19 protein-coding genes and 1 riboswitch are annotated in these 23,053 nt (G+C 73.0%); of the genes, 8 read left to right on the top strand and 11 right to left on the bottom strand.

The genetic code is table 11. The features are described from left to right. Window positions 1-4 precede the first annotated feature (4 nt). Complete coding sequence (locus LY13_RS00675) at window positions 5-895, bottom strand: universal stress protein (protein ID WP_253826136.1); 891 nt, start codon at window positions 893-895, stop codon at window positions 5-7. Window positions 896-1,116: 221 nt separating this feature from the next. On the opposite strand from LY13_RS00675, the gene LY13_RS25840 reads away from it, so the two are divergent. Both LY13_RS25840 and LY13_RS00665 read left to right on the top strand, forming a co-directional pair. Next, the gene (locus tag LY13_RS25840; RefSeq protein WP_253826135.1) at window positions 1,117-3,513 is read left to right on the top strand and encodes a molybdopterin-dependent oxidoreductase; all 2,397 of its coding nucleotides are present in this window, start codon (window positions 1,117-1,119) and stop codon (window positions 3,511-3,513) included. A 262-nt stretch (window positions 3,514-3,775) separates the two neighbouring features. Then, the gene (locus tag LY13_RS00665) at window positions 3,776-5,047 is read left to right on the top strand and encodes a YeeE/YedE family protein (RefSeq protein ID WP_253826134.1); all 1,272 of its coding nucleotides are present in this window, start codon (window positions 3,776-3,778) and stop codon (window positions 5,045-5,047) included. Window positions 5,048-5,122: 75 nt separating this feature from the next. Here the strand turns inward: LY13_RS00665 and LY13_RS00660 are convergent, their stop codons facing one another. The 4 genes from LY13_RS00660 to LY13_RS00645 all read right to left on the bottom strand — a co-directional run bounded on the left by LY13_RS00660 (window position 5,123) and on the right by LY13_RS00645 (window position 8,822). After that, window positions 5,123-6,568 (bottom strand): MFS transporter, encoded by a 1,446-nt coding sequence (locus LY13_RS00660; protein WP_253826133.1) that lies wholly within the window; start codon window positions 6,566-6,568, stop codon window positions 5,123-5,125. 156 nt (window positions 6,569-6,724) lie between these two features. Beyond that, window positions 6,725-7,156: a carboxymuconolactone decarboxylase family protein gene (locus LY13_RS00655; protein ID WP_253826132.1), complete on the bottom strand. Its 432-nt coding sequence runs from the start codon at window positions 7,154-7,156 to the stop codon at window positions 6,725-6,727. Further along, complete coding sequence (locus LY13_RS00650; protein WP_253826131.1) at window positions 7,153-7,617, bottom strand: MerR family transcriptional regulator; 465 nt, start codon at window positions 7,615-7,617, stop codon at window positions 7,153-7,155. Before LY13_RS00650 ends, LY13_RS00655 begins: the two co-directional genes overlap by 4 nt. Window positions 7,618-7,628: 11 nt before the next feature. Further along, entirely contained in the window at window positions 7,629-8,822 is a 1,194-nt protein-coding gene (locus tag LY13_RS00645) for a DUF222 domain-containing protein (RefSeq protein ID WP_253826375.1), read from the bottom strand. Window positions 8,823-8,990: 168 nt separating this feature from the next. On the opposite strand from LY13_RS00645, the gene LY13_RS00640 reads away from it, so the two are divergent. Beyond that, a complete protein-coding gene (locus tag LY13_RS00640) occupies window positions 8,991-9,245 on the top strand; it encodes a transposase family protein (protein WP_253826130.1) in 255 nt (84 codons plus the stop codon). A gap of 89 nt (window positions 9,246-9,334) precedes the next feature. On the opposite strand, the gene LY13_RS00635 is transcribed toward LY13_RS00640, so the two are convergent. From LY13_RS00635 to LY13_RS00625, 3 genes are read right to left on the bottom strand one after another with little or no spacing between them, the layout of a single operon-like run. After that, window positions 9,335-10,048: a methyltransferase domain-containing protein gene (locus LY13_RS00635; RefSeq protein WP_253826129.1), complete on the bottom strand. Its 714-nt coding sequence runs from the start codon at window positions 10,046-10,048 to the stop codon at window positions 9,335-9,337. Beyond that, window positions 10,045-10,731: a TIGR04282 family arsenosugar biosynthesis glycosyltransferase gene (locus tag LY13_RS00630; RefSeq protein WP_253826128.1), complete on the bottom strand. Its 687-nt coding sequence runs from the start codon at window positions 10,729-10,731 to the stop codon at window positions 10,045-10,047. Before LY13_RS00630 ends, LY13_RS00635 begins: the two co-directional genes overlap by 4 nt. Then, window positions 10,728-11,363: a glycosyltransferase family 2 protein gene (locus tag LY13_RS00625; protein WP_253826374.1), complete on the bottom strand. Its 636-nt coding sequence runs from the start codon at window positions 11,361-11,363 to the stop codon at window positions 10,728-10,730. The genes LY13_RS00630 and LY13_RS00625 overlap by 4 nt, the downstream gene beginning before the upstream one ends. Window positions 11,364-11,614: 251 nt before the next feature. Between LY13_RS00625 and LY13_RS00620 the strand changes: the two genes are divergently transcribed. Genes LY13_RS00620 through LY13_RS00610 form a run of 3 tightly spaced genes read left to right on the top strand, consistent with a single transcriptional unit; the run spans window position 11,615 to window position 14,711 of the window. Then, a complete protein-coding gene (locus LY13_RS00620; RefSeq protein ID WP_253826127.1) occupies window positions 11,615-12,985 on the top strand; it encodes a hypothetical protein in 1,371 nt (456 codons plus the stop codon). Between the two features lie 32 nt (window positions 12,986-13,017). Further along, on the top strand, window positions 13,018-13,773 hold the full coding sequence (locus LY13_RS00615; RefSeq protein ID WP_253826126.1) for a response regulator transcription factor: 756 nt from the start codon (window positions 13,018-13,020) through the stop codon (window positions 13,771-13,773). After that, window positions 13,770-14,711: a sensor histidine kinase gene (locus LY13_RS00610; protein WP_253826125.1), complete on the top strand. Its 942-nt coding sequence runs from the start codon at window positions 13,770-13,772 to the stop codon at window positions 14,709-14,711. Before LY13_RS00615 ends, LY13_RS00610 begins: the two co-directional genes overlap by 4 nt. A gap of 11 nt (window positions 14,712-14,722) precedes the next feature. Here the strand turns inward: LY13_RS00610 and LY13_RS00605 are convergent, their stop codons facing one another. Next, window positions 14,723-15,802: an NAD-dependent epimerase/dehydratase family protein gene (locus LY13_RS00605; protein WP_253826124.1), complete on the bottom strand. Its 1,080-nt coding sequence runs from the start codon at window positions 15,800-15,802 to the stop codon at window positions 14,723-14,725. A 358-nt stretch (window positions 15,803-16,160) separates the two neighbouring features. Here LY13_RS00605 and LY13_RS25835 point away from each other — a divergent pair, with 358 nt between their 5' ends. Continuing rightward, window positions 16,161-17,612 (top strand): GH25 family lysozyme, encoded by a 1,452-nt coding sequence (locus tag LY13_RS25835; RefSeq protein ID WP_308216239.1) that lies wholly within the window; start codon window positions 16,161-16,163, stop codon window positions 17,610-17,612. Between the two features lie 269 nt (window positions 17,613-17,881). Next, window positions 17,882-19,198, top strand: a complete 1,317-nt coding sequence (locus LY13_RS00595; RefSeq protein WP_253826123.1) for a cytosine permease — start codon at window positions 17,882-17,884, stop codon at window positions 19,196-19,198. Window positions 19,199-19,271: 73 nt separating this feature from the next. Here the strand turns inward: LY13_RS00595 and metE are convergent, their stop codons facing one another. After that, window positions 19,272-21,371: a 5-methyltetrahydropteroyltriglutamate--homocysteine S-methyltransferase gene (gene metE / locus LY13_RS00590; RefSeq protein ID WP_253826122.1), complete on the bottom strand. Its 2,100-nt coding sequence runs from the start codon at window positions 21,369-21,371 to the stop codon at window positions 19,272-19,274. A gap of 127 nt (window positions 21,372-21,498) precedes the next feature. Further along, window positions 21,499-21,722: riboswitch (cobalamin riboswitch) on the bottom strand. A gap of 142 nt (window positions 21,723-21,864) precedes the next feature. Beyond that, window positions 21,865-23,037, bottom strand: coding sequence for an acyl-CoA dehydrogenase family protein (locus tag LY13_RS00585; RefSeq protein ID WP_253826121.1), 1,173 nt, complete (start codon window positions 23,035-23,037; stop codon window positions 21,865-21,867). Window positions 23,038-23,053: the final 16 nt, after the last annotated feature.

Genomic DNA, 23,053 nt, shown 5'->3' with positions numbered 1-23,053 from the left:
CGGATCAGGCTCCCGACCCCTCCGGCCGGGTCACGACCACCGGGCACGGTGCGTGGATCACGAGCGCCTGGCTCGTGGACCCGAGCAGCATGCCCGCGAATCCGCCGTGTCCACGGGTGCCGACGACCACGAGCTGTGCGTCCTCGGCGTGCTGCAGCAGGGCGCGCACCGGCCGTCCCGGTTCGAGCACCTCGCGCACCTCGACGTCGGGGTAGCGTTCCCGCCACGACGCGAGTGTCTCGTCGAGGAGTTTCCGCCCCGCGTCCTCGACCTCCGAGAGGTCGGTCGGGAACGGGTACGCGTACGGCCCGTCCGAGGCGATCACGTCGTTCCACGTGTGCACGGCGACGAGCGGTGCCTCCCGCTGCTGCGCCGCGTCGAAGGCGTACGCCAGCGACTGCGCCGCGTGCTCCGACCCGTCGACGCCCACGACCACCGGCCCGTCCATGGGCGGCGGGTCGTCGTGGTGCTTGCCCCGCACGACGACGACGTGACTGTGGGCGTGCGCCGCGAGGCTCACCGCCACCGATCCGACCAGCATGCCGGTGAACCCGCCGAGACCGCGCGACCCGATCACCACACACCTCGCACCGCGCGATTCCCCGGTCAGCACGTGGCCGGGTTGCCCCTCGGTCCGCTGTGCCTCGACCTCGACACCGGGCACCGCCTGCGCGATCTCCGTCCGTGCGACGTCGAGAGCGGTCTGGGCCTGCTGTTCGACGCCCTCGCGCACCTTCGACGCCGACGCCACGAACACCGGATACGCACCAGTCGGGACGACGTAGGCGTGGACGAGGCGCACCGTGTCACCGCGCCGCGACGCCTCCCTGGCCGCCCACACCGCCGCGTGCATCGCCGATGCCGACCCGTCGATGCCTGCCACGATCGTTGCCATGAACTGCGCTCCCCTCGGGTGTGCACCGCCGGCGACTCCCCGGTCGGCGTGAACACGATCACGTCCGCTCAACCGGAGATTACTCGCGACCACCGGCCTCGGCAGTGCGATCACCGGCGGTGCGACGACGGCGACGCGGCGCTCGCCTCCGTCCCACACCGCGGGCACGCCGGGACACCACACGCGCGTCGGCCGGACGGCGCGCGCGTACCGTCACGAGCGTGAGTGGCGACAGCTCCGCGGGACGGCCCACCCGCACCCCGACGACGTTCCACTGGGGCCGTTACGACGTCCTGTCCTCGGGCGGCACGGTCGTCGCGCTGGAACCGCACCCCGGCGACCCCGATCCGTCGCCGATCGGTGCCGGTGTCGGCGAGGTGAACCACGCGCCGTACCGGATCACGCGGCCGATGGTCCGCGAGGGGTGGCTCCGCGGCGACCGCGATTCGGTGCGGGGACGCGACCGGTTCGTCGCCGTGAGCTGGGAGCGCGCGCTCGACCTCGCCGCGGGCGAACTCACCAGGGTCCGGGAACGCCACGGACCCGCGGCGATCTACGGCGGCTCGTACGGCTGGGGCAGCGCGGGACGGTTCCACCATGCACAGAGCCAGATCCACCGATTCCTCGGGATGGCGGGCGGCTACACCGGCTCGGTCAACACCTACAGCTTCGCCGCGATGGAAGTCGTGTTGCCGCACGTGATCGGCGGCGGTCCGACCAGCCTCCACGAGCGGGGTCCGTCGTGGCGGGAGATCACCGAGCACGCCGGACTGGTCGTCTCCTTCGGCGGGCTGGCCGCGAAGAACGCGCAGATGGTGCCGGGCGGGCCGAGCAGGCACACGCAGACGTCGTGGCAACGGGCGGCGGCCCGTTCCGGGGTGCGGTTCATCAACGTCTCCCCCGTCCGCGACGACGCCGCGGCCGAGCTCGGCGCACGATGGCTGCCGTTGCGGCCCGGAACCGACGCGGCGCTGATGCTCGCGCTCGCCCACGTCCTGATCACCGAAGGGCTCGCCGACACCGACTTCGCGACCCGCTGCTGCACCGGCTTCGACCGGTTCCGCGCCCACGTACTCGGCCACGACCGTCCGGCGACGGACGGCACCGGAACGCCGGAGCACGCGGACGTTCCCCGTGGGGTGGCGAAGGACCCCGAGTGGGCGGAGCGGATCACCGGGGTGGCGGCCGACGACATCCGGGCCCTCGCCAGGGACATCGCCGCCCACCGCACGGTGATCAACCTCGCCTGGTCGATCCAGCGGCACGATCACGGCGAACAGCCGTACTGGGCGGGGATCGCACTGGCGGCGCTGTCCGGGTCGTGCGGCCTGCCGGGCGGTGGGCCCGCGGGCGGGCTGGGCATCGCCGAGCACGGCACCCGCGGGCACCGGCGGATCGCGGCGCTGCCACAGGTGCCGGGCGGCGCCGTGGGCCGCATCCCGGTGGCGCGCATCGCGGACATGCTGCTCTCCCCCGGCGAGACGATCGACTACGACGGCGACCGCATCACGCTGCCCGACACGCGGCTCGTCTACTGGGCGGGCGGCAACCCGTTCCACCACCACCAGGACCTCGGCAGACTCGAGCGGGCGTGGCAACGTCCCGAGACGGTGGTCGTCCACGAGTCGTGGTGGAACGCCACCGCCCGGCGCGCGGACATCGTCTTCCCGGTCGCCACGACGCTCGAGCGGGACGACCTCGCCCTCGGTTCGGCCGACTCGACGATCACGGCCGTGCACCGTGCGGTGCCGCCGCCCGCCGGCGTGCGCACCGACCACGCGGTGTTCGCCGCACTCGCCGACCGACTCGGCTTCGGCGAGCGATTCACCGAGGGCCGCTCCGAAGGGCAGTGGGTCCGCGAGCTGTACGACCGCACGCGCACCCGCCTCCGCGAGTCCGGTGTCGAACTCCCGGGGTTCGACGAGTTCTGGCACACCGGGTCGGCGGAGCTGCCGGAGAAGGACATGGCTCACGAGGGCGGGGCGTTCGCCGCCCTGCGAGCCGACCCCGACGCCGCTCCCCTCGCCACCCCCTCGGGCCGGATCGAGCTGGTCAGCGAGACGGTCGCCGCGTTCGGCTATCCGGACTGCCCCGGCATGCCCGTGTGGCTCGAGCCCTACGAACGGCTGGGGACCGCGGCGGCCGAACGGCACGGTCTGCATCTGGTGTCGAACCAGCCGAAGACCCGCCTGCACTCGCAGTACGACGGCGGCCGGGCCAGCCGCGACTCGAAGGTCGGCGGACGCGAACCCGTCGACCTGCACCCCGACGACGCGCGGCGCCGCGGCATCGAGAACGGCGACGTGGTGCGGATCCACAACGACCGCGGAGCCTGCCTGGCCGGGGCACGACTCACCGACGCGGTGCGACCGGGCGTGGCGGTCCTGGCGACGGGCGCCTGGTACGACCCCGACGACGACGGCGTCTGCCGGCACGGCAACCCCAACGCGCTCACGCGCGACACCGGCACGTCCCGGCTGGCACAGGGACCGACGTCCGGCACGACCCTCGTCGAGATCGAACCCGCGGGCGCCGACGTACCCGCCGTCCGCGCGTTCGATCCGCCCGAGATCGTCGAGGCGGACCCGGTGTCGGGCGAGGGCGACCGGCCGGTGTGACGCCGCTCGCGGCCCACCCGCCGCGGTCGTGTCCCGCGCGTCCCGGATCGTGGACACGGTTCGTCCGAGCGGCGCGCGGACGTACGCTGGCTTGTGCAGGCGCCCGCCGCGGCGGTATCCCGCCGCCGGAACGCCGCGTGGTCGTCCACCGCGGACTCGACCGCCGCCGCATCGTCGCGGGCCTGCGACCCACCCACCGGCGTCCCGGGATTCCACTGCGGATCACCGCCGAGCACGCCACCTCAGCGAAGCAGGAGCAACCGTGTCCACCGACACCGACCCGACCAGCGTGCGGAACTTCCTGACCACGTCACCGACCTCCGGAACGGCGCCCCGCCGGCAGCCGGAGGAGCCCGTGCGCGTGGCACCGCTCGTCATCGCCGGGATCGGGGCCGTCGCCCTCGCCTGGTACGTCTGGGCGGTGCACGGGGCGCAGTTCGGCGCACTGCTCGTCATCGGCCTCTTCCTCGGCGTCGGGCTCTTCCACTCCCGGTTCGGCTTCACCTCCGCGTGGCGGCAGCTGATCGGTGTCGGCAACGGCGAGGGGCTGCGTGCCCACACGTTGCTGCTCGGCACGGCGGCCACGCTCATCGCGCTCGTGATCGGCACGGGCACCGGCCTGTTCGGCACCACCCCGGAGGCGAGCGCCGGCCCGATCGGTATCGCACTGTTCGTGGGCGCGACCCTGTTCGCGATCGGCATGCAACTGGGCGGGGCGTGCGCCTCGGGCACGCTGTTCGCCGTCGGCTCCGGCCAGTCGACGATCGTGCTCACGCTCGGCGGTTTCGTCATCGGCTCGGTGCTGTACACGTTCGCCTTCCCGGTGCTCGACGGCTGGCCAGCGGTGCCAGGGGTGCTGCTGTCCGACCACGTCGGCTGGTTCGGCTCGTGGGCGATCACGATCGCCGTACTGCTGCTCATCGTCGTGGCGACCCGGATCGTGCAGGCCCGCCGCAATCCGCCGCCCGTCGGGGCCCCACCCACCGCGACCGGCATCGCCCGGGTGTTCCGCGGCTCCTGGCCGATGCTGGTCGGCGCGGTCGTGCTCGGCGTCCTCGCCGGCGCCGTGATGCTCGTCTCCGGCGGCATCTGGGGCGTGACGACGGCGTTCGCGCTGTGGGGAGCCAAACTGCTGCAGCTGATCGGCCTGCACCCGGAGACCTGGGACTTCTGGCAACAGCCGCGGTTCGCCGAGATGCTCGACAGTTCGGTGTGGACGGAGAAGACCACGCTCACCAACGTGGGCATCATCCTCGGCGCGGCAGTGGCCTCCGCCGCGGCGGGCGCGTGGAAGATCCGCTCCGAGATTCCGTGGCGCACCGCCGTCGCCGCCGTCCTCGGCGGCATCCTGATGGGGCTCGGCGCCCGCCTCGCCGCGGGCTGCAACATCGGCGCCTACCTCGGCGGCATCTCGACCGGCAGCCTCCACGGCTGGCTGTGGGGCGCGTTCGCCCTGTTCGGCACGTGGGTCGGCATCAAGCTCCGGCCGCTGTTCGGCCTCGGCGTTCCGCGCCGTACCGACGGCGTCTGCTGACCGGAGCGACCCGTGTCCCCGTCCGGCCGGCACGGCCACCGGACGGGGACACGGGGTCAGGGCACGGAACCGGCGTCAGGCACCCGTCCGATCGGCGGCATCCTGTCCGCCCGAGCCCCGGTCGGTCGAGTCCCGGCCGCCTGCGTCCCGGTCCGCCGAGCCCCGGTCGGCTGCTCCCACGCCGAGATCGACGCCCTTGGGCTCGGCGACGAGCGACACCGCGCCGCCGGAGATGACGGCGAGCAGCATGATGTACAGGCCCACCGAGCCGCCCCAGCCGGTGCCCTGCACGAGCAACTCGGCGATCGTGGGTGCGAACGCCCCGCCGAGGATCGCGCCGAGCGCGTACCCGATCGACACGCCCGAGTAGCGCACGCTGACCGGGAACATCTCGGCGTACAGCGCGGACATCGGCCCGTACGAGAAGCCCAACCCCAGGGCCAGGATCACGATCCCGGCACCGAACAGCACCAGGTCACCGGTGTCGACCAGCAGGAACATCGGCAGCATCCACAGGAACATGAACGCGTACCCGAACTGGAACGTCCGCACCCGGCCGATGCGGTCGGACAGCATGCCGCCCCACAGCGTGGACGCCAGCCACGCGACGGAGGCGATCACGATCACCGTCAGGATCGCGGACCGTTCCAGCCCGAGCACGCTGGTGCCGTAGCTGAGGAAGTACGCGATGACGAGGTAGCCGGCCGCGTTGTTGCCCACGAAGATGAGCGCGGTCAGCAGCACCTCGCGTTTGTTGCGGCGCATCAGATCGCGCAGCGGTGCGGACGACTCCTTCCGCCGTTCCAGCATCTCCTGGAACACGGGACTCTCCTCGACGGCCCGCCGGATCAGGTAGCCGACCACGACCAGCACCACCGAGAACAGGAACGGGATCCGCCAGCCCCAGGTCTCGAACTGCTCCGGGGTGGTCACGGCGGTGATGGCCCACAGCATCCCGGTGGCGAGGATCAGGCCGATGGGCACACCGATCTGCGGGTAGGCGCCGAACGTCCCACGCCGGTGGACGGGTGCGTGCTCGACCGACATCAGGGCGGCGCCGCCCCACTCCCCGCCCGCGGAGAATCCCTGCAGGATCCGCAGCAGCATCAGCAGGACGGGCGCCGCGACGCCGATCTCGGAGTAGGTCGGCAGCAGGCCGATCAGCGACGTCGCTCCGCCCATCGTGACGAGCGTCAGCACCAGCATCTTCTTCCTGCCCAGCCGGTCACCGTAGCGGCCGGCGACGATCGCGCCGAGCGGGCGGAACAGGAAGCTGATCCCGATCGTCGCCAGCGACACGACCGCCGCGAGCCCCGGCGAGTCCTCGCTGAGCGGGCCGAAGAACAGCGGCGCGAGCACGAGGCTGGCGGCCTGGGCGTAGATGAAGAAGTCGAACCATTCGATGGAGGTGCCGGCGAGGGTGCTGGCCAGCACCTTCCGTTCGCCGGCGGTCAACTTCCGCGGGGCCTGCCGGCGGTCACCGGCCGGTGCGGCCCCCTGCAGTGGGGACTGCGGTTCCATGTGAACTCCGTTGTTCGAACCGTGCCGGGGAGGCGGTCGCCTGCCGGCGTCGCCGCACCTCGCCCTGCGGGCGGGGCGCGGCGACGATCGAGAATGCGACATCGGACGGCCGTTTCGCCACCCCTCCGGCGACCTCACCCGCGAACCCGCCGGGTGTCAGTCGGCGGCAGCGGTGTCGCGCTCGGTGAAGACCTCACGCGCCGCGAAGGTGGCGTTCACGGCGCGGGGGAATCCGCAGTAGCAGGCGGCGTGCAGGATGGCCTCGGTGATTTCTTCCCGGCTGAGGCCCACGTTCAGTGCCGCACCGATGTGGACCTTGAGCTGCGGCTCGCAACCACCGAGCGCGATCAAGGTGCCGAGGGTGACGAGTTGGCGACTTCGCGGATCCAGGCCCGGACGGTCGTAGACGTCGCCGAATCCGAACGCCGCGATGTGGTGTCCGAGCGCGGGATTGATGTCGGCGAGTGAGTCGATCACCGCCTCACCGGCGTGGCCGTCGATCCGCGACAGCACCGCCTGGCCGTGACGGCGACGAGCGAGCTGCTCGGTGCTGTCGATGTCGTGGTGGCGAGCGGAGGTGTCCGTCATGGCCGGGGACCTTCCTGATAGGTGGCGATCTTGTACTCGGTGGCGGCGAGGGCGAGTTGAAGCTGCGCGATCTGGGTGCGCAGGGTGTCGCGGTGCTCCAGCAACATGTCCATGCGTTCGGACACCGTGTCCCGATCCGCGTCGGCGAGGTCCACGTAGTGGCGCAGGTCGCTGATCGGCATACCGGAGGTCCGCATCCGTACCAGGAACACGAGACGGCGAATCGCGGCGGCGTCGTAGCGACGACGGCCGGCACCGTCGCGAGGCACGCGGACCAGGCCGATGCGCTCGTAGTAGCGCAGCGTGTGAGGATTCACGCCGAGGTGCGCAGCCGTGGTCGCGATGTCCCAGTCGGTCGAGTCGTCGTCACGAGCGAGCTCACGCAACGCTTCGACCGAGACCCCGCCCGGCGGATCCACCGCCAGCCGAAGTGCTTCGCGCAACGTCTCGTCCGGTTCCATGAACGAGGACGCTAGAGGTGTGAGCGCACTCGAACGCAACCGCGCCGGCGATCGATGTTCACGGCGACGGCGCCGGGAACGGCAAGCGTCCGGACTGCGCTGCGTATGGGCCGGACGCCGGGTCGCCGTCGTCCGGCCCATACGGCAGGACGACGCCGCCTACCGCTCCACGCCGGGCGGGGGCGTCGCCGTGTCCGAGGTCGCCGCGGTGGACCGTCGCCTGTCGTCATCGCGGCGCGAGTGGCCGTCACGTGCCGGGGTGTCGCGTGCCGGGGTGTCGCGGGTCGGGGCGCCACACCTCGGTGCGTGACGTGCTCGGGTGTCGCGCTGGGTCGTCGCCGGGTGCGTCCCCGGTCGACCGGTTCGCCGGTGCCCGGATCACACAACACGGCCCGCCAGACGCTGCGGGAGTTGGTCATGATCTCCCGCGCAACCGCGGCCGGGATGGGCCCGTACCCGTCCAGCTCGCACCCCTGGTCGGAGATCGTCAGAGCCGCATCGACCGGCACGTGCAGGTACACCGTGGCCGCCGCCTCCGACGGCGCCACGCCCGGGTCGCGTCCCAGGAGCAGGTCGGCGGTCACGTCCGCCCGCAGCTGGTCCAGGGTGCGGCCGTCGCCGCTGCGGCGCAGCGACCGCGCCATCGCATCCACACGGGAGTAGCACGCACTCGCCACCTCCGCCGGCAGCTGCGCTTCGAGTGACGACATCACATGCTCGCCGGGGGCGAGTTCGAGCTTCCGTTCCGCCCGGGCTCGCCGCGCACGCTCGGCCTGCCCGTCGGGGTCGACCTTCTCCACCAACCGGCGCGCCCGCTGGGCCAGGTTCCCCGGCTGCCACGCCGTCTCCGGCGCATCGGCCAGCCTTTCCGCCAGCAACGCGTCCACCGTCCGGGCGGCGTCGTCGTCGAGCGGGCCGACCACCGCCAACACCCGCCTGGCCCCATACGACTCCACCTCACCGGCCCGCATCGCAGCCAGCAACCACGGCATCCGCCCCGCCACCGACCGGCCAGCGTCGATACGCCGCTCCACCTCACGGGTCGAGACCCGCAGCACCGGCGTCAACTCCTCCGCCAACCCCCGGTCATCACCCACCACCGCCGCAATGTCGGCCAGCAGTGTCAGTTCCTCGGCATCGAGCCGCGCGCGCCGGGCACGGACCTCCCGCACCCGCTCGATCATGGCTCCAACGCCGTCCCCCATGTCATCCACAACACCGATACTATCGAACTTGTGGTCGAATACTCGACACACGATAGGGTGAGACAGTGGAGCGTTCTCATCCCGGCCGGCACGCGTTGGGGTGTCAGGGTTTTCGTGCGCGGCCGGGTACCGTGCCGCGCTGCCGTTGTCGGAAGCGACCTGGTTTTCGTGTCACGCCTGATCAGGGCACACCGTCGGGGTCCGGGGTCGCCGTCGCGGGCGCTGGATCCCCCGGAGCAGGTGCTGGTGCTGGTGCTGGTGCTGGTGCTGGTGCTGGTGCTGGTGCTGGTGAATCTGCGTAACGGCAAGCCGTTCGCGGAGGTCGCGGCGGGTTTCGGGGTGTCGACCACGACCTGTTGGCCCTACGTGCACGAGGCCGTTGACCTTCTCGCGCGCCGCGCCCCGACGCTGCGCACGGCGTGACGGGAAGTCCGCCGGCGACGGTGGGACCCTGTAATCCTGGATGGCACCCTCATCCCGATCGGCCGCCTCGTCAGCGCCGCGCCGGCGCCTCACGCCGGGGCGCCCACTCCCCCGTCGGAGTCCGGATTCCCGTGGCGGTCAGGTGTCCGGTCGTGTCCCACACTCCTCGCCCACCGCCGATCCCGGCGGGGTTTCCGCAGTTCGGCGAACCATCTGCCGGCGTGGCCGACCACCCAGTCCAGGTGCAGGCTCGCCTCGGACGCGACCTCGGGCGCGGCGTCGGCCGCGACCCAGGCCCAGTCGAACCACGCTCCGGGCGCGGCGCCTCCCGTGGCGATCCGCGCGCGGCCGCGGCGCACTCCACCGCCGGGTGGGTCGAGCTCGACGAGCACGCTGCCGCCGGGTGCCAGTAGCCGCCCGACCCGGCGCAGCAGGACGACCGGGTCGCCGCCGATCCCGATGTTGCCGTCCGCCAACAGTGCGTGCCGCCATCGGCCCTCGCCGGGCAGCCGCTCGAAGACGTTGCGCTGCACGACGGGCGCGCCGCGGCGCCGGGCCAGCTCGACGGCCACCGGGGACGAGTCCACACCCAGAACCGGAACACCCAGGTCGCCGAGCGCCGCACTCAGCCGGCCCGGACCGCAGCCCACGTCGACGGTCGGCCCCGAGCACCCGGCGAGCAACAGTTCGTCGCCGCCTGCCGTCGTCGCGTGCCAGCGTTCGGCGGGCAGCGGGATGCGGGTGCCGTCGGCCACGTCGAACCACGCCCGTCCGCCCAGCAGTCCGGTCTCGAATCCGTTCACCGTGTCCCGTCCCCCGGTGGCACTCCGAGTTCGGCCGCCACGGCACGCGCGAAGCGGCCGTCCGGCGCCGTGCGTGCGACCGCGCGGGCGTCGTCGACGGTATCCACATCGGACATCATGGGCAGGGACGCCACGTCGAGACCGCGGCCGGCCAGTGCCGCGCGGGTGGCCCGCGCCGTGTCCGCCGTGGACATCGGGACGTCGACGAGGACAGCGGCGTGCCGGGGATCCCGCAGCGCGAGCGCCCACCACCCACCGTCCGCCGCGGGGCCGAGCGCGGCACCTGCGGCGTCCAACCGTGACAGCGCCGAGGCGAGCAGGGCCGGGGTGACCTGCGGGCTGTCCATCCCGATCTGCACCACCGGCGCGCCCGCGTGCCGCTCGGCCACGTCGGCGTGGGCCGCCGCAAGCCGTTCGGCGAACCCGGAGCCGCGCTGGCCGAAGACCTCGCACCGGTCCAACAGCTCCGTCAGCTCGGCGCGCTCCTCCGCGGCGTCGAGATCTCCGGTGAACGCGACAGCGGTCGTCGCGGCCGGGGTGCGCACCGCCGCGTCGAGCGTGTCCAGCAACGACGCCGCCGCCACGCGCGCCGCGGCGACGGCACCGGCGGACGTCGCGAGCCGCGTCTTCGCCGCGCCCGCGACCGGCGCTTTCGCGACGACGAGCACGACCCCGCCGCTCACAGCACCCTCGCCATGTCGCGGACCGCGCGCCAGGTGCCGCGCACCGACCCCGTCACCTTGCTGCGGGTCCCCGCGGCCCGTTCGTGGTAGTCGACCGGCCGCTCCACCACCGTCCAGCCCGCCTCCGCGGCGCGCAACAGCACCTCGAGCGGGTAGCCGAACGCCCGGTCCCGCACGTCGAGCCCGAGCAGCGGTTCCCGGTGCGCCGCGCGGACCGCGCCGAGGTCGGTGACGGGCACGCCGCGCCGCCGGAGCACCGCGGCGATCAGCCGGTTGCCCGCGCGCGCGTGCCAGGGCCAGGCCGCCGCGGTCACCGGTCGTCGTGCTCCCACGACCAGCCGGTCGGGAGCCACGTCTGCCACCAGGTCGGGCAACCGCGCGGCGTCCAGCGAGCCGTCGGCGTCCATCACGCACACGATGTCCGCCGATGCCGCCAGAAGTCCGGTGTGGACAGCCGCGCCGTAGCCGGGCCGGGTCTCGGTGACGACGGTCGCGCCGTGGTCGCGGGCCACCGACGCCGAGTCGTCGGTGGAGCCGTTGTCCACCACGAGCGCGCGGTAGCCGGCAGGCAGGCGGGCCAGCACCTGCGGCAACGCCGCAGCCTCGTTCAGGCACGGCAGCACCACGTCCACGGTCCCGGACCGGTCGCCGCGCCGGTCACCTCCGTCGCCGGCGTCCGCGGGGCCGGCCGGGCCCCGCGCGCCGGTCTCACCTCTGTCGTCGTCCACCTCTGCGACGCTAGGCCGCCCGGGCGGCATGTGAGAACCACGCGGCGGCTTACGAAAGGCTGACGTGTCCACGGCCGGACCGACGTCTTACGAAGTCCTGACGTCCCGCCACGCCGACTGGGCCGCCCGCGTCCGCACCGTTAGATTCGACGGCGATGACCGCCGACCCGCGTGCCGAGGGGCCCGGCTCCCCCACTCGGAGCCGGGCCGTGCCACCCGCCGACCTCGTCGCCGCCGCGGCCGTCGTCGCGCTGGTCGGGGTGTCGGTAGTGGGCACGCTCTGGTGGAACCCGGCACGGCAGCTCGGACCGAGCTCGTTCAAGGGCGCGCCGGAGAACTTCGGCGAGTGGCCGATCATCGGCACGCCGTACGTGCACACCGGACCGGGCACGATCCCCGCCGTCCTGCTGGCGCTCCTCGCCGTCCTCTACGGCCCCTCGCTCGCCGCCAGGCTGCCGTGGCGGCGAGCGCTGCTGCTCGGGTACGTCGTATCGGTCGGCTGGATCACGTCGCTCGCGCTCGTGGACGGCTGGCGGACGGGCTTCGCGAAGCGGCTCACGCCCGGCACCGAGTACCTCGCCGAAGTCCCCGGAATCACCGACATCCCCGCGATGCTCGCCGGGTTCACCGACCGCATCGCCCACGGCCAACCGGACTCGTGGACGGTGCACGTGGCAGGGCACCCACCCGGCGCCACACTGGTGTTCGTCTGGCTCGACCGCATCGGACTCGGCGGCGGTGTCGCCGCGTCCACCGTGTGCGTGCTGGCGGGTGCGCTCGTGGCGGTGGCCGTCCCCGCGACGGTATCGCTGCTCGGCCATCCCGACCGCGCCCGCGTCGCCCTCCCCCTCCTGGTGCTGCTGCCCGGCGCGGTGTGGCTCGGGGTGTCGGCCGATGCCCTGTTCGCCGGTGCGACCGCCACCGGAATCGCGCTGCTGGCGCTCGCCGCGGTGCGCCACACGGCGTGGGCCGTGCCCGCGGGCGCGATCCTCGGTTTCGGCATCTTCCTCTCGTACGGGCTGATCACCCTGGGGGCCGTCGCACTGGCCGTCGTGGTCGCGACCCGCGCGTGGCGGGCGCTCGGCCTGGCCGTGGCCGCCGCGCTCGCCGTCGTCGGGGTGTTCGCGCTCGCCGGATTCTGGTGGCTGGACGGCTACCATGCCGTCGTCGACCGGTACTACGAGGGCATCGCCGCGGACCGGCCGTACTCGTTCTGGGTGTGGGCCAACCTGGGCTGTCTCGCGCTCGCCACCGGACCCGCGGTCGGACCGGCGCTCCGCCGGGCCGCGGGTGCCGTGCGCACCGCACCCCGGCTCGTCGCCGTGGTCGCCGGCGCGGTCGTGACCGTGGTGGTGGCCGACCTGTCGGGGCTGTCCAAGGCCGAGGTCGAACGGATCTGGCTGCCCTTCGCCGTCTGGCTGCTCGCCGCCGCGGCGTTCCTCCCGGCGCGCAGCGCACGCTGGTGGCTGACGGTGCAGGCCGCGACCGCACTCGCGGTGAATCATCTGTTCCTGACGAACTGGTGACGCCGCCGCGCGTGACCCGACCGAGGAGTGCCATGACCACCACCAGGAGCTGCCCGGCAGACGCCGGTTCGCCGGCAGGGGCCGCGGGCACGGTGCTCGTGGTCGACGACGACGAGACCGTCCGCGACGTGGTTCGCCGGTATCTCGAACTGGCCGGTTACACCGTCACTCAGGTGGGCACGGGGAGCGAGGCGCTGCGAGCCCACCGGGAGCGGCCTGCCGACCTCGTCGTGCTCGACCTGATGCTGCCGGACCTCGACGGGCTCGAGGTGTGCCGCCGCATCCGCGCGGGCGGCGAGGCCTCCGACGTGCCCGTCGTCATGCTCACCGCTCTCGGCGAGGAGGAGAACCGCATCGCGGGGCTGCAACTCGGCGCGGACGACTACGTGACGAAGCCGTTCAGCCCGCGCGAGCTCGCGCTGCGCGTGGCGTCGGTGCTGCGGCGGGCGGCGCCGCAGGCCGACGCCGACGGGTCCGCGTCCGTGGTCACCGACGGACCGCTGACGCTCGACCCGGCCGCCCGCACCGCCACGCTGCGCGGCACCGGGCTCGCGCTGACCACGCGGGAGTTCGACCTGCTGTGGTTCTTCCTCACCCACCCGGGCACCGCGTTCACCAGGCAGCAGCTCCTGGAACGGGTGTGGGGCTGGGACTTCGGCGATCAGTCGACTGTGACCGTCCACGTGCGACGGCTGCGGGAGAAGATCGAGCGGGTCCCCGCCGAACCCGCCCGGATCGCCACCGTGTGGGGCGTCGGCTACCGCTACGACGCGGGCCTCGGCGCATGATCACGGCGGACGAGTCCTTCGCGGCGATGCTGGAGCACGCGCTCCACATCCTGCCGGTGGCGCTCGCGCTGGTGGTTCCCGTGGTCCTCGCGGGCGCGCTCGTGCTCCGCGCCGTGCGCCGCCGCGCGCTGGCGACGACGATGACCGTGCTGGTGCTGATCCCGGTGTCGGCCATGTTCGCGGGTGTGCTCGGCGTCAGCGGCTTCATGTTCGACGCCACCCTCGCCACGATGTGGCTCGTCTGCCTGTTGGTGGCGCTGGTGACCGTGCCCCTGGCCGTCCTGTTCGGACGCCTCATCGCCCGGCGCAGCGTGTGGGAACGCGAGGCCCGCCGCCGGGAACGCGCCGCGGAGGAGTCGCGCCGCGAGCTGGTGGCGTGGATCAGTCACGACCTGCGCAGCCCACTGTCCGGCATGGTCGACGACCTGTTCGAACTGTCCCGGATCACGGCAGGCGCGCTCCGGCTCACGTTCGCGGCGGTACCGCTGCACGACGTCGTCGGGGACGCACTCGCCGCGGAGGGGCCGGTCGCCCGGCGGAAACGGATCCGGGTCCACACCGACGCGCCGGTCTGGCCGGTCGTGCTCGGCAGCGATTCCGAACTGGGCCGTGTCGTGCGCAACCTGCTGTCCAACGCCATCCGCCACACCCCGCACGACGGCACCGTCGTCGTGCACGCCGGTGTCGACGAGAGGCACGGCGTGCTGGCCATCGACGACGCCTGCGGCGGCATCACCGAAGCCGACCTGCCGAAGGTGTTCGACGTGGCCTACCGCGGCACCACCGCGCGCACGCCGGAGTCCGGGGACCAGCCCGCAGGAGCCGGACTCGGGCTCGCCATCGCGAAGGGGCTGGTGGAAGCACACTCCGGCCGCATCGACGTACGCAACCACGGTCCGGGCTGCCGGTTCGAGATCCGGCTGCCGCTCGCGACCTGAGCCGCACCCGCTCACCGCCGCGGCGCGGACCGGCCAAGGTCCGCCGGCGCGCGGAGCGGATCCGTGGCGAACGCCGCCACGCCGGACGCGAACGACACGGCCGCGGCGAAGCCGAGCAGTTCCTCCGCCCGCGCCGGGTCCGCGACGACGTGCCGCACGTCGCCGGGCCGCGCCCCGCCCGCGATCCGCGGCTCCGGACCGCCCATGACGTGAGCAAGCTCCGCCGCGAGCTCGCCCACCGTGTGCGGTTCGCCGGAACACACGTTCACCGGGGTGAGGCCCGCCGCGGCCGGCCGTTCCACCGCGAGCGCGTTGGCGAGCGCCACGTCCCGCACGTGGACGAAGTCCCGCCGCTGCGCGCCGTCCTCCAGCACCACGGGAGCCTCGCCCCGTTCGAGCCAGGACCGGAACAGCGACGCCACGCCCGCGTACGGGGTGTCGCGCGGCATCCTGGGGCCGTACACGTTGTGGTACCGCAACGCCCACACGTCGCCGCCGGTCTGCCGGGCCCACGCGCTCGCGAGGTGTTCCTGCGCCACCTTGGACGCCGCGTACACGCTGCGCGGGTCCAGCGCGGCGTCCTCCGGCACGAGCAGGGGTGCGAGGTCGGCGCCGCATCGGGGGCACGGCGGTTCGAACCGGCCCGCGGCGACCGCCTCGGCGTCCCGCGGCCCCGGCGGCGTCGGGCCGTGGTCCGGACAGCGGTACCGGCCCTCGCCGTAGACCACCATCGACGACGCCAGCACCAGCCGCCGAACCCCGGCCCGGTACATCGCGGCCAGCAGGACCGCGGTGCCGTGGTCGTTGTGCCCGGTGTAGCGGGGCGCGTCCGACGGATCGAGCCCGTGCCCGACGACGGCGGCCTGGTGGCACACGACATCCACATCGGACAACACGGAGTCGAGCACCTCTGCCGAGCGCACGTCGCCCAGCATCGTGTCGTACCCGCGCACCCAGGCGGGCGGCTCGTCACCGCCGTGGGCCGTGTCGACGAGCGCGTCGAGCAGCCGGACCTCGTGGCCACGCTCGGTCAGGACGTCCGCCACGTGCGATCCGACGAAGCCTGCGCCACCGGTGATGAGAACACGCATGCCGCCACCGTAGGAGCGCCCGCCCGGCGATGCGCCCACGCCGGTCCGGATGTCACGAATCCGTCAGAACCGTCCCGCGGAACGGCCCGGCCCGTACCGCCGACGAGACGACAGACCATCCCCTCGTAGGCGTCCCCCACGGAGGTGACTTCGGCTGCACTGCGACGTCGCCGGATGTCACCTGACCTGCGTAAACCTCAGAAGTCACATGCGCCACACCCGACCCACATGTTTACACCGGCACCAGGTGAACCGATCCTGGGGGCGCTTGTGCAGACCAGGGCCGCGCGTATGTCGAGAGCGGTCCGAACCGAATACCGCGCCCGGGCCCGCCCGCGCGCGGCGTGGGAGGAACACGATGCCGGCGAACGGCCTGCGCACCGCCTCGCGGATCTCGTTGACCCTGGCCGCGCTGGGGGCGATGCTGCTCGGTTCCCTGACGCTGCTGAGCGGCTCGCGGGCCGCCGCCGCGCCCGAGAGCGTGCCCGGGATCGACGTCTCGGGGCACCAGCAGAACGTGAACTGGAAGCACGCGTGGAACACCGGCGCGCGGTTCGCCTACATCAAGGCCACCGAAGGAACCGGGTTCATCAACCCGTACTTCGCCCAGCAGTACAACGGCGCCTACGACGTCGGCATGATCCGCGGCGCCTACCACTTCGCGCGCCCGGACGTCGGTGCCGCCGCGCCCCAGGCCGACTACTTCGTCGCCAACGGCGGCGGCTGGTCGGCCGACGGCAAGACGCTGCCGCCACTGTTGGACATGGAGTACAACCCGTACGGCAGCGACCCCTGCTACGGCCGGTCGCACGGCAGCATGGTCCGGTGGATCGAGAACTTCTCCGAGCGGATCCACGCCAAGACCGGCCGGTGGCCGATGATCTACACGACCACGAGCTGGTGGAAGACCTGCACAGGCAACACCGGCCGCTTCGGCAGCGACCATCCGCTGTTCATCGCCCGCTACAACGAGCGCGTCGGCGAGCTGCCCAACGGCTGGGGGCACTACACGATCTGGCAGTACAACGACCACGGTCCGATGCCCGGCGACCAGAACACGTTCAACGGCTCGATGGACCAGCTCAAGCGGCTCGCGGCCGGCGAAGCGGACCGTTCGCCCGAGCCCGAGCCCGAGCCCGAACCGAAACCGGAGCCGGAGCCGGAGCCCAAGCCGGAGCCCGAACCGGAGCCCGAACCCGAACCGTCTCCGAAACCGGAGCCCAGCCCGAAGCCCTCGCCGCAACCCGAGTCCGACGCGGCCCCGGAACCGTCCACTCCCGAGTCGGAGCAGGCCGACAGCCCGAACGCCCCGGCCGAGGACGACTCGGCGGGCCGCGAGGAGCCGGCCGATCCGCAGGCCGAGGACGACGGAGGCGACCAGGGACGCGGCAACGACACCGACGATGCCGAGGCCGGGGACGACGGCACGGCCACGCACCAGCCGAATGCCGTCGCGGGCAACGGCGACGGCGGCGGCCAGGACGGCACCGAGAACGACCCGGCATCCGAGAACGAGGCCGCATCCGGAGACGACGCCGCGTCCGAATCGGACGGCACCGACCGGCTCGCGGTGCACGAGGAGCCGAAGCGGGCCGCCGAACAGGCTCCGCAGCAGTCGCCGCAACCGCACCAGCAGCCGCAGCAGAAGTCGGGCGGCGACGTGACCGCACAGGACGGTGGTCCGGACGAGCTCGCCGAGACCGGCGCGGCGCAGGACCTGCCCCGGATGATCGTGTTCGCCGCGGCGTTGATCGTGCTGGGCCTGATCGTGCTGACGCTCACCCGCGCGCCCGCCCGTTCGCGGCGCTGAGGCCGGCACCCGCACTCCCCGCTCCCCCGGTGCCCGGCCCCGCGCCCGACAGGCGCAGGGCCGGGCACCGGCGTACGTCCGTGCTCGGTCACCCCCGAACGACCGAGCACGGACCCGGTGCCGAGACGAGCGGACCCGCAACAGCACTGCCCGACGCCGGAAACACGGCGGTTACGCTCTCGGGTTAACGTCCGCCTCCGGCGCACGTACCCTCCCCGTCGCCGTGGAGTGGCGCTCCCCTCTCCCCGTCCCCTCCCGAGAGGTGCTCCGTGACGACGTCTCAGACACCGCCCGAACCCGGCGCTGCGGACCCGGCCCCGGCCACCGCGACGCCGGTCGACCGCGACCACCCGCTCGGGCGAGTCCCCGCCCACGCCAGGAAGGGCGTCGCCTCGCTGGCGGTGGTGATCGCCGGTTTCGGGTTCTTCACGCCGACGATGGCGACGGGCGGCCAGGTGGCGGGAGCGTTCCCGTTCTCGACGTTCGTCGTGCTCGCGCTCGTGTCCGCGCTCGTGCTCGCCTGCTACATCGCGACCCTCGGCCTCGCCGCCGCCCGCACGGGCCTGACGACCGTCCTGCTGGCGCGGCTCGCGCTGGGCCGGATCGGCGGCAAGTGGGCGTCCATGCTCCTCGGCGGCACGCAGGTCGGGTGGTACGGCATCACGGTCGGGGTACTCGCGACACTGCTCGGTGGCGCGTTCGGCCTGTCGGTGACGTGGCCGCTCGTGCTCGTCGGCGGCATCGCGATGGCCGTGACGGCCTACACCGGATTCCGCGGCATCGAACTGCTGTCGTGGCTGTCGGTGCCGCTCATGACGGCGCTGTGCCTGTGGATCGCGGTCTCCGCGGTCGACGAAGCGGGCGGATGGGACGCGGTGCTCGCCTACGAGGGCACGGGTGCGATGAGCGCGGGCGCGGCGCTGACGATGATGATCGGCACGTTCGTCAGCGGTGGCTCACAGATCGGCAACTGGACGCGGTTCGCCCCCGGCAGCACGCTCGCATTCGCGATGACCGCCGCGACGATGCTGCTGGTCCAGTTCGGACTCCTCGCCTTCGGCGGGCTCGGGGCCATCGGGTACGGCGAACCGGACTTCGCGAACGTGCTCCTCGGGCTGGGCTCGACCGGCCTGGCGGTGCTGCTCATCATCGCGAACCTCTGGACCACCAACGACAACACCGCGTACGCGTTCGGCGTCGCGGGTGCGGAACTGTTCGGCAAACCCGACAAGCGGCCGTTCATCGTGGGCGGCGTCGCCGTCGGCATCGTCATGGCCTTGACCGGAATCGACGAGGCGATCACGTCGTTCCTCACGCTGCTCGGCGTGTTCGTCCCGCCGCTGGGCGGGGTACTGATCGGCACGTTCCTCTTCTCGTGGAAGCGGCGCGATCCCGGTACCGCGGTCGACGACGTGCCGCTCGTCGTGTGGCCGGGCGTGCTCGCCTACCTCGGGGGCACCCTGGTGGCGCTGGGCGGCTCGTTGCTCGACGTGGGTATCCCGGCCGTGCAGGGCATCGTCGTCGCGCTCGCGCTCGCCGCGGTGCTCACCACCGTGGCGACCGCACGCCGCAGCACGCCCGGCTGACGGCCGAGGACACGGCCGCAGCGGCGGACGTCCGGCCACCCACGCGAGGCCGGCAACCGGACGCCCGCCCGGGCTACGACGACGGCCGGTCCGCCGACTCCGGGTCCGACACGGCGTTGCGCCACATCTCCAGAACGTCGGCGTGGGTGCGGGTCACGCCTGCCGTCCCGGCGCCGCTCGTCACGTCGGCGTCGAGCGCGGCGGTCGCCTCGAGCGTCTCGTCGAGACCCGTATCGCCCAGGTCCGTGCGGATCCGCGTCGACACAGCCACGCCCGAGGTCGCCACGCGGTACGCCTCGGCGGCCCACGTCAGATGGTCGCGCCGGGCGCGTTCCCGCAGCGGCAGTCGCCGCCACCACGCGCGCTCGTCCACCTGGATCTCGCGGATCCCCGCCGCCTCGAGGTCTCGCACCTCGTCGCGCAGGGCGAGTGCCAGCTGCGCCGCCGTGTCGACCGCGGGGACGTCGTCGCGCGGGAACGCGCAGGCGAGCATCGTCGCAGGTCCGGGCAGCACGGCCTTCACCGCGGAGGTGGTGAGCCGCTGGGCCCCGGTGACCCACTCGACCGTCATCGGGGCCGGCCTGCTCACGTCCCCCACCACGATCGGCGGCCGGACACAGTGGGCGCCGCCGTGCTGCACCCAGCCGTGCCGGGTCGACACCACGCCCTCCAACAGACCCGCGACGAAGCGCACGAGTCCGTCGTCGCGCCGCTCGGCCACCGACGGCGCGGCGAGCTCCGCGGCCTGCGGCCCGAGCGCCTCCTGCAGGCGCACGACGTCCTCCACCCCCGCACGCATCCGCTCCCGGTAGCGTTCGTCGTCGATCACGCCCGTGCCGGCCCACTCGTGGACCGTATCGAGCAGCGGGTCGATCGGCTCCTCCGGTGACCGTCCGGTCCGCTCCTGTGCGGCCCGCCGGGTGGCGTACGCGGGCCGCCGCAGATGCGCGGGCCGCAACGTGGCCAGCCGGGCCCGCACACCGCGGTCGGTCGGCGGTGACGCCCGTCGCGCGGCGAGGACCTCGCGTCCGCGGGTCAACTCCCGTGCCACGACGTCCGGACCGCGGCGTAGGGCCGCACCGAGGGTCACGACCTCCCGCACCTTCTGTCGGGCGAACGCGAGCAACGGCGCGACCTGCGGGTCCAACGCCGGCTCCAGGTCCACGTCGTGGGGCACGTGCAGCAGCGAACAGGACGTGCCCACCGCGACCTCCCGTGCCGAGCCGAGCAGTGTGGCCGCCGTGACCAACGCCGTGTCGAGGTCGGTGCGCCACACGTTGCGCCCGTCGACCAGGCCGGCGACGAGCGTCTTGTCCGACAGTCCCGGTGTGCCGACGACCGTGTTCGCCGTGGACGTCTCCGAGACGAGGTCGACCGCGATGCCCTCGACCGGGGTGGCGGCCAGTGCGCCGAACGCCTCGCGGGGGTCGCCGTACGGCACGGCGGTCAGCATCGCGGGCCTGCGGTCCCGCGCGCCGAGGACGTCGTAGGCGTCGCGCAACGCGTCGCACTCGGCCCCGGTCCGGTCGGTGGCGAACGCGGGTTCGTCGAGCTGCACCCACTCCGCTCCGGCCGCGTGCAGTTCGCGGAGCATCACGGCGTAGACGCCGAGCAGGTCACCGAGTCGGTCCAGGGGGCGAAACCCCGCGGGCGAACCCGGTGCCGGGGCACACGACAGCAGGAACGTCACGGGGCCGAGCAGCACCGGACGGGTGGTCACACCCAGCCGTAGCGCCTCGAGGAAGTCCCGCACCGGCGTGTTGTCGGCGACCGTGAGCGGGGTCTCGGGGCCGATCTCCGGCACGACGTGGTGGTACCGCGTGCCGAACCACGGTGCCGTGGCCAGCGGCGCCACCGCGTCGGTCCCTCGCGCCATGGCGAAGTAGGTGTCCAGCGGGCCGAGTCCCAGTGCGCGGAACCGGTCCGGCACCGCGCCCGCCATCACGGCGGTGTCGAGCACGTGGTCGTAGTACGAGAACGTACCGCCCGGCACGGAGTCGAGCCCCGCGGCGGACAACTCCCGCCACGTGCGAGCCCGCAGTTCCCGGGCGACGGCGCGGAGTTCGGACTCGCCGGTGCGGTGGGTCCAGTAGCGTTCGAGTGCCCGCGGCAACTGCCTGCCGGGGCCGATGCGGGGATATCCCAGGACGGTGGAACCGATACTGCCGGTCAATGCTCTCTCCTCGCGAGCTCGTCGACACGGGCGCCGACGGTCTCGAGGGAGCTGCGCAGTCCGGCCGGGCAGCCGCCCGGCCCGTCCGCCCGGTCCACCCGCGAGACCTCGGACCCGCGCGCACCGGGTGGTGCGCGCGCCGGTGGCAGGTCTTCGGACTCGCGGGCGATCCCGGCCGTGGCCGGGGGTTCCTACTGGCCGTCGCTTCCCGGACTCACGGTCCAGTGCCGTTGACGGCGGTCGTTCCCGCTCACCGCTGCGGGGCAGTCCCGGATTCGCACCGGGTTCCCTCTTGCCTCACCCGTGGGCCCGGTCGGGCCGCGCGGGTGAACCACCAGCACCGCCACCCTATCCCCGCTCGGGCCACCGCCGCGTGGACCGCCGGCACCGCCCGGCCCGCGGCGCGCCCCGCCGACCGGCGCCCGCCTGCGGCGCCTGCGATGGTCGAGACCTCGCTCACACGCGGTTCCGGCTCACCCGCGGGCCCGCCTCGTCACCGGAAGGCCGACTGCCCCGTCAGCGTCTGTCCGATGACGAGCTGGTGCACCTCCGAGGTGCCTTCGTAGGTCAGAACCGATTCGAGGTTGTTGGCGTGCCGCAGCACGGGATATTCGAGGCTGATGCCGTTGGCGCCGAGGATCGTTCGGCATTCGCGCGCGATGGCGATCGCCTCGCGCACGTTGTTCAGCTTGCCGGTGCTGACCTGCTCGGACGTGAGCGTTCCCGCGTCCTTGAGCCTGCCGAGGTGCAGCGCCAGCAGCATGCCCTTGCCGAGTTCGAGGCTCATGTCGGCGAGTTTCAGCTGCGTGGCCTGGTACGAGGCCAGGGGCTTGCCGAAGATGTCGCGTTCCTGCGCGTAGGCGATCGCCGTCTCGAGACAGTCCCTGGCCGCGCCGAGCGCGCCGAACACGATCCCGTAGCGGGCCTCGTTCAGGCACGACAGCGGCCCCGACAGCCCGCGCGCCTCGGGCAGCATCGCCGACGCGGGAAGCCGGACGTCGTCGAGCACGAGCTCGCTGGTCACCGAGGCGCGCAGCGACAGCTTCTTCGTGATCTCCGGAGCGGAGAACCCTGGCGAATCCGTGGGGACGACGAAGCCGCGGATCTTGTCCTCGGTCTGGGCCCACACGACGGCGACGTCGGCCACCGAACCATTGGTGATCCACATCTTGGTGCCGTTGAGCACCCAGTCGTCCCCGTCGCGCCGCGCGTACGTGCGCATGTCGCCCGGGTTGGACCCGAAGTCCGGCTCGGTGAGGCCGAAGCAGCCGATCGCCTCCCCCGCGGCCATGCGCGGCAGCCACTCCTGCTTCTGCTCCTCCGAGCCCCAGCGCCGGATCGCGAACATGGCCAGCGACCCCTGCACCGACACGAGGCTCCGCAGACCCGAATCGGCCGCCTCGAGCTCCATGCACGCCAGTCCGTAGGCGGTGGCGGTGGTGCCCGCGCAGCCGTAGCCCTCCAGGTGCATCCCCAGCACACCCAGGTCGCCGAGTTCACGGGCCAGCTCGCGCGCCGGGATCGACGCCTCGTCGAACCAGTCCGCCAGGTGCGGGCGGATCCGATCCGCGGTGAACGCCCGCACCGTGTCGCGGATGGCCCTGTCGTCCTCGCCGATCAGGTCCTCGGTGCCGAACAGGCCGAGCGGTGTCTGTGTGCCGGGCATGCGGATCCTCTCGTCG

This window comes from Prauserella aidingensis (genome assembly GCF_024171865.1).
GTDB classification, from domain to species: domain Bacteria; phylum Actinomycetota; class Actinomycetes; order Mycobacteriales; family Pseudonocardiaceae; genus Prauserella; species Prauserella aidingensis.
The sequence above is the reverse complement of the archived record's forward strand: the minus strand, read 5'-3'. Positions and strand labels throughout refer to the sequence as shown.

Bases quoted from the DNA above. Each gene is read 5' to 3' on its own strand.
- LY13_RS00660 (WP_253826133.1), bottom strand. From the start codon at position 6,568: ATGGAACCGCAGTCCCCACTGCAGGGGGCCGCACCGGCCGGTGACCGC.
- LY13_RS25835 (WP_308216239.1), top strand. From the start codon at position 16,161: ATGCCGGCGAACGGCCTGCGCACCGCCTCGCGGATCTCGTTGACCCTG.
- LY13_RS00605 (WP_253826124.1), bottom strand. From the start codon at position 15,802: ATGCGTGTTCTCATCACCGGTGGCGCAGGCTTCGTCGGATCGCACGTG.
- LY13_RS00610 (WP_253826125.1), top strand. From the start codon at position 13,770: ATGATCACGGCGGACGAGTCCTTCGCGGCGATGCTGGAGCACGCGCTC.
- LY13_RS00620 (WP_253826127.1), top strand. From the start codon at position 11,615: ATGACCGCCGACCCGCGTGCCGAGGGGCCCGGCTCCCCCACTCGGAGC.
- LY13_RS00585 (WP_253826121.1), bottom strand. From the start codon at position 23,037: ATGCCCGGCACACAGACACCGCTCGGCCTGTTCGGCACCGAGGACCTG.
- LY13_RS00655 (WP_253826132.1), bottom strand. From the start codon at position 7,156: ATGACGGACACCTCCGCTCGCCACCACGACATCGACAGCACCGAGCAG.
- LY13_RS00645 (WP_253826375.1), bottom strand. From the start codon at position 8,822: ATGGGGGACGGCGTTGGAGCCATGATCGAGCGGGTGCGGGAGGTCCGT.
- LY13_RS00615 (WP_253826126.1), top strand. From the start codon at position 13,018: ATGACCACCACCAGGAGCTGCCCGGCAGACGCCGGTTCGCCGGCAGGG.
- LY13_RS00675 (WP_253826136.1), bottom strand. From the start codon at position 895: ATGGCAACGATCGTGGCAGGCATCGACGGGTCGGCATCGGCGATGCAC.
- LY13_RS00650 (WP_253826131.1), bottom strand. From the start codon at position 7,617: ATGGAACCGGACGAGACGTTGCGCGAAGCACTTCGGCTGGCGGTGGAT.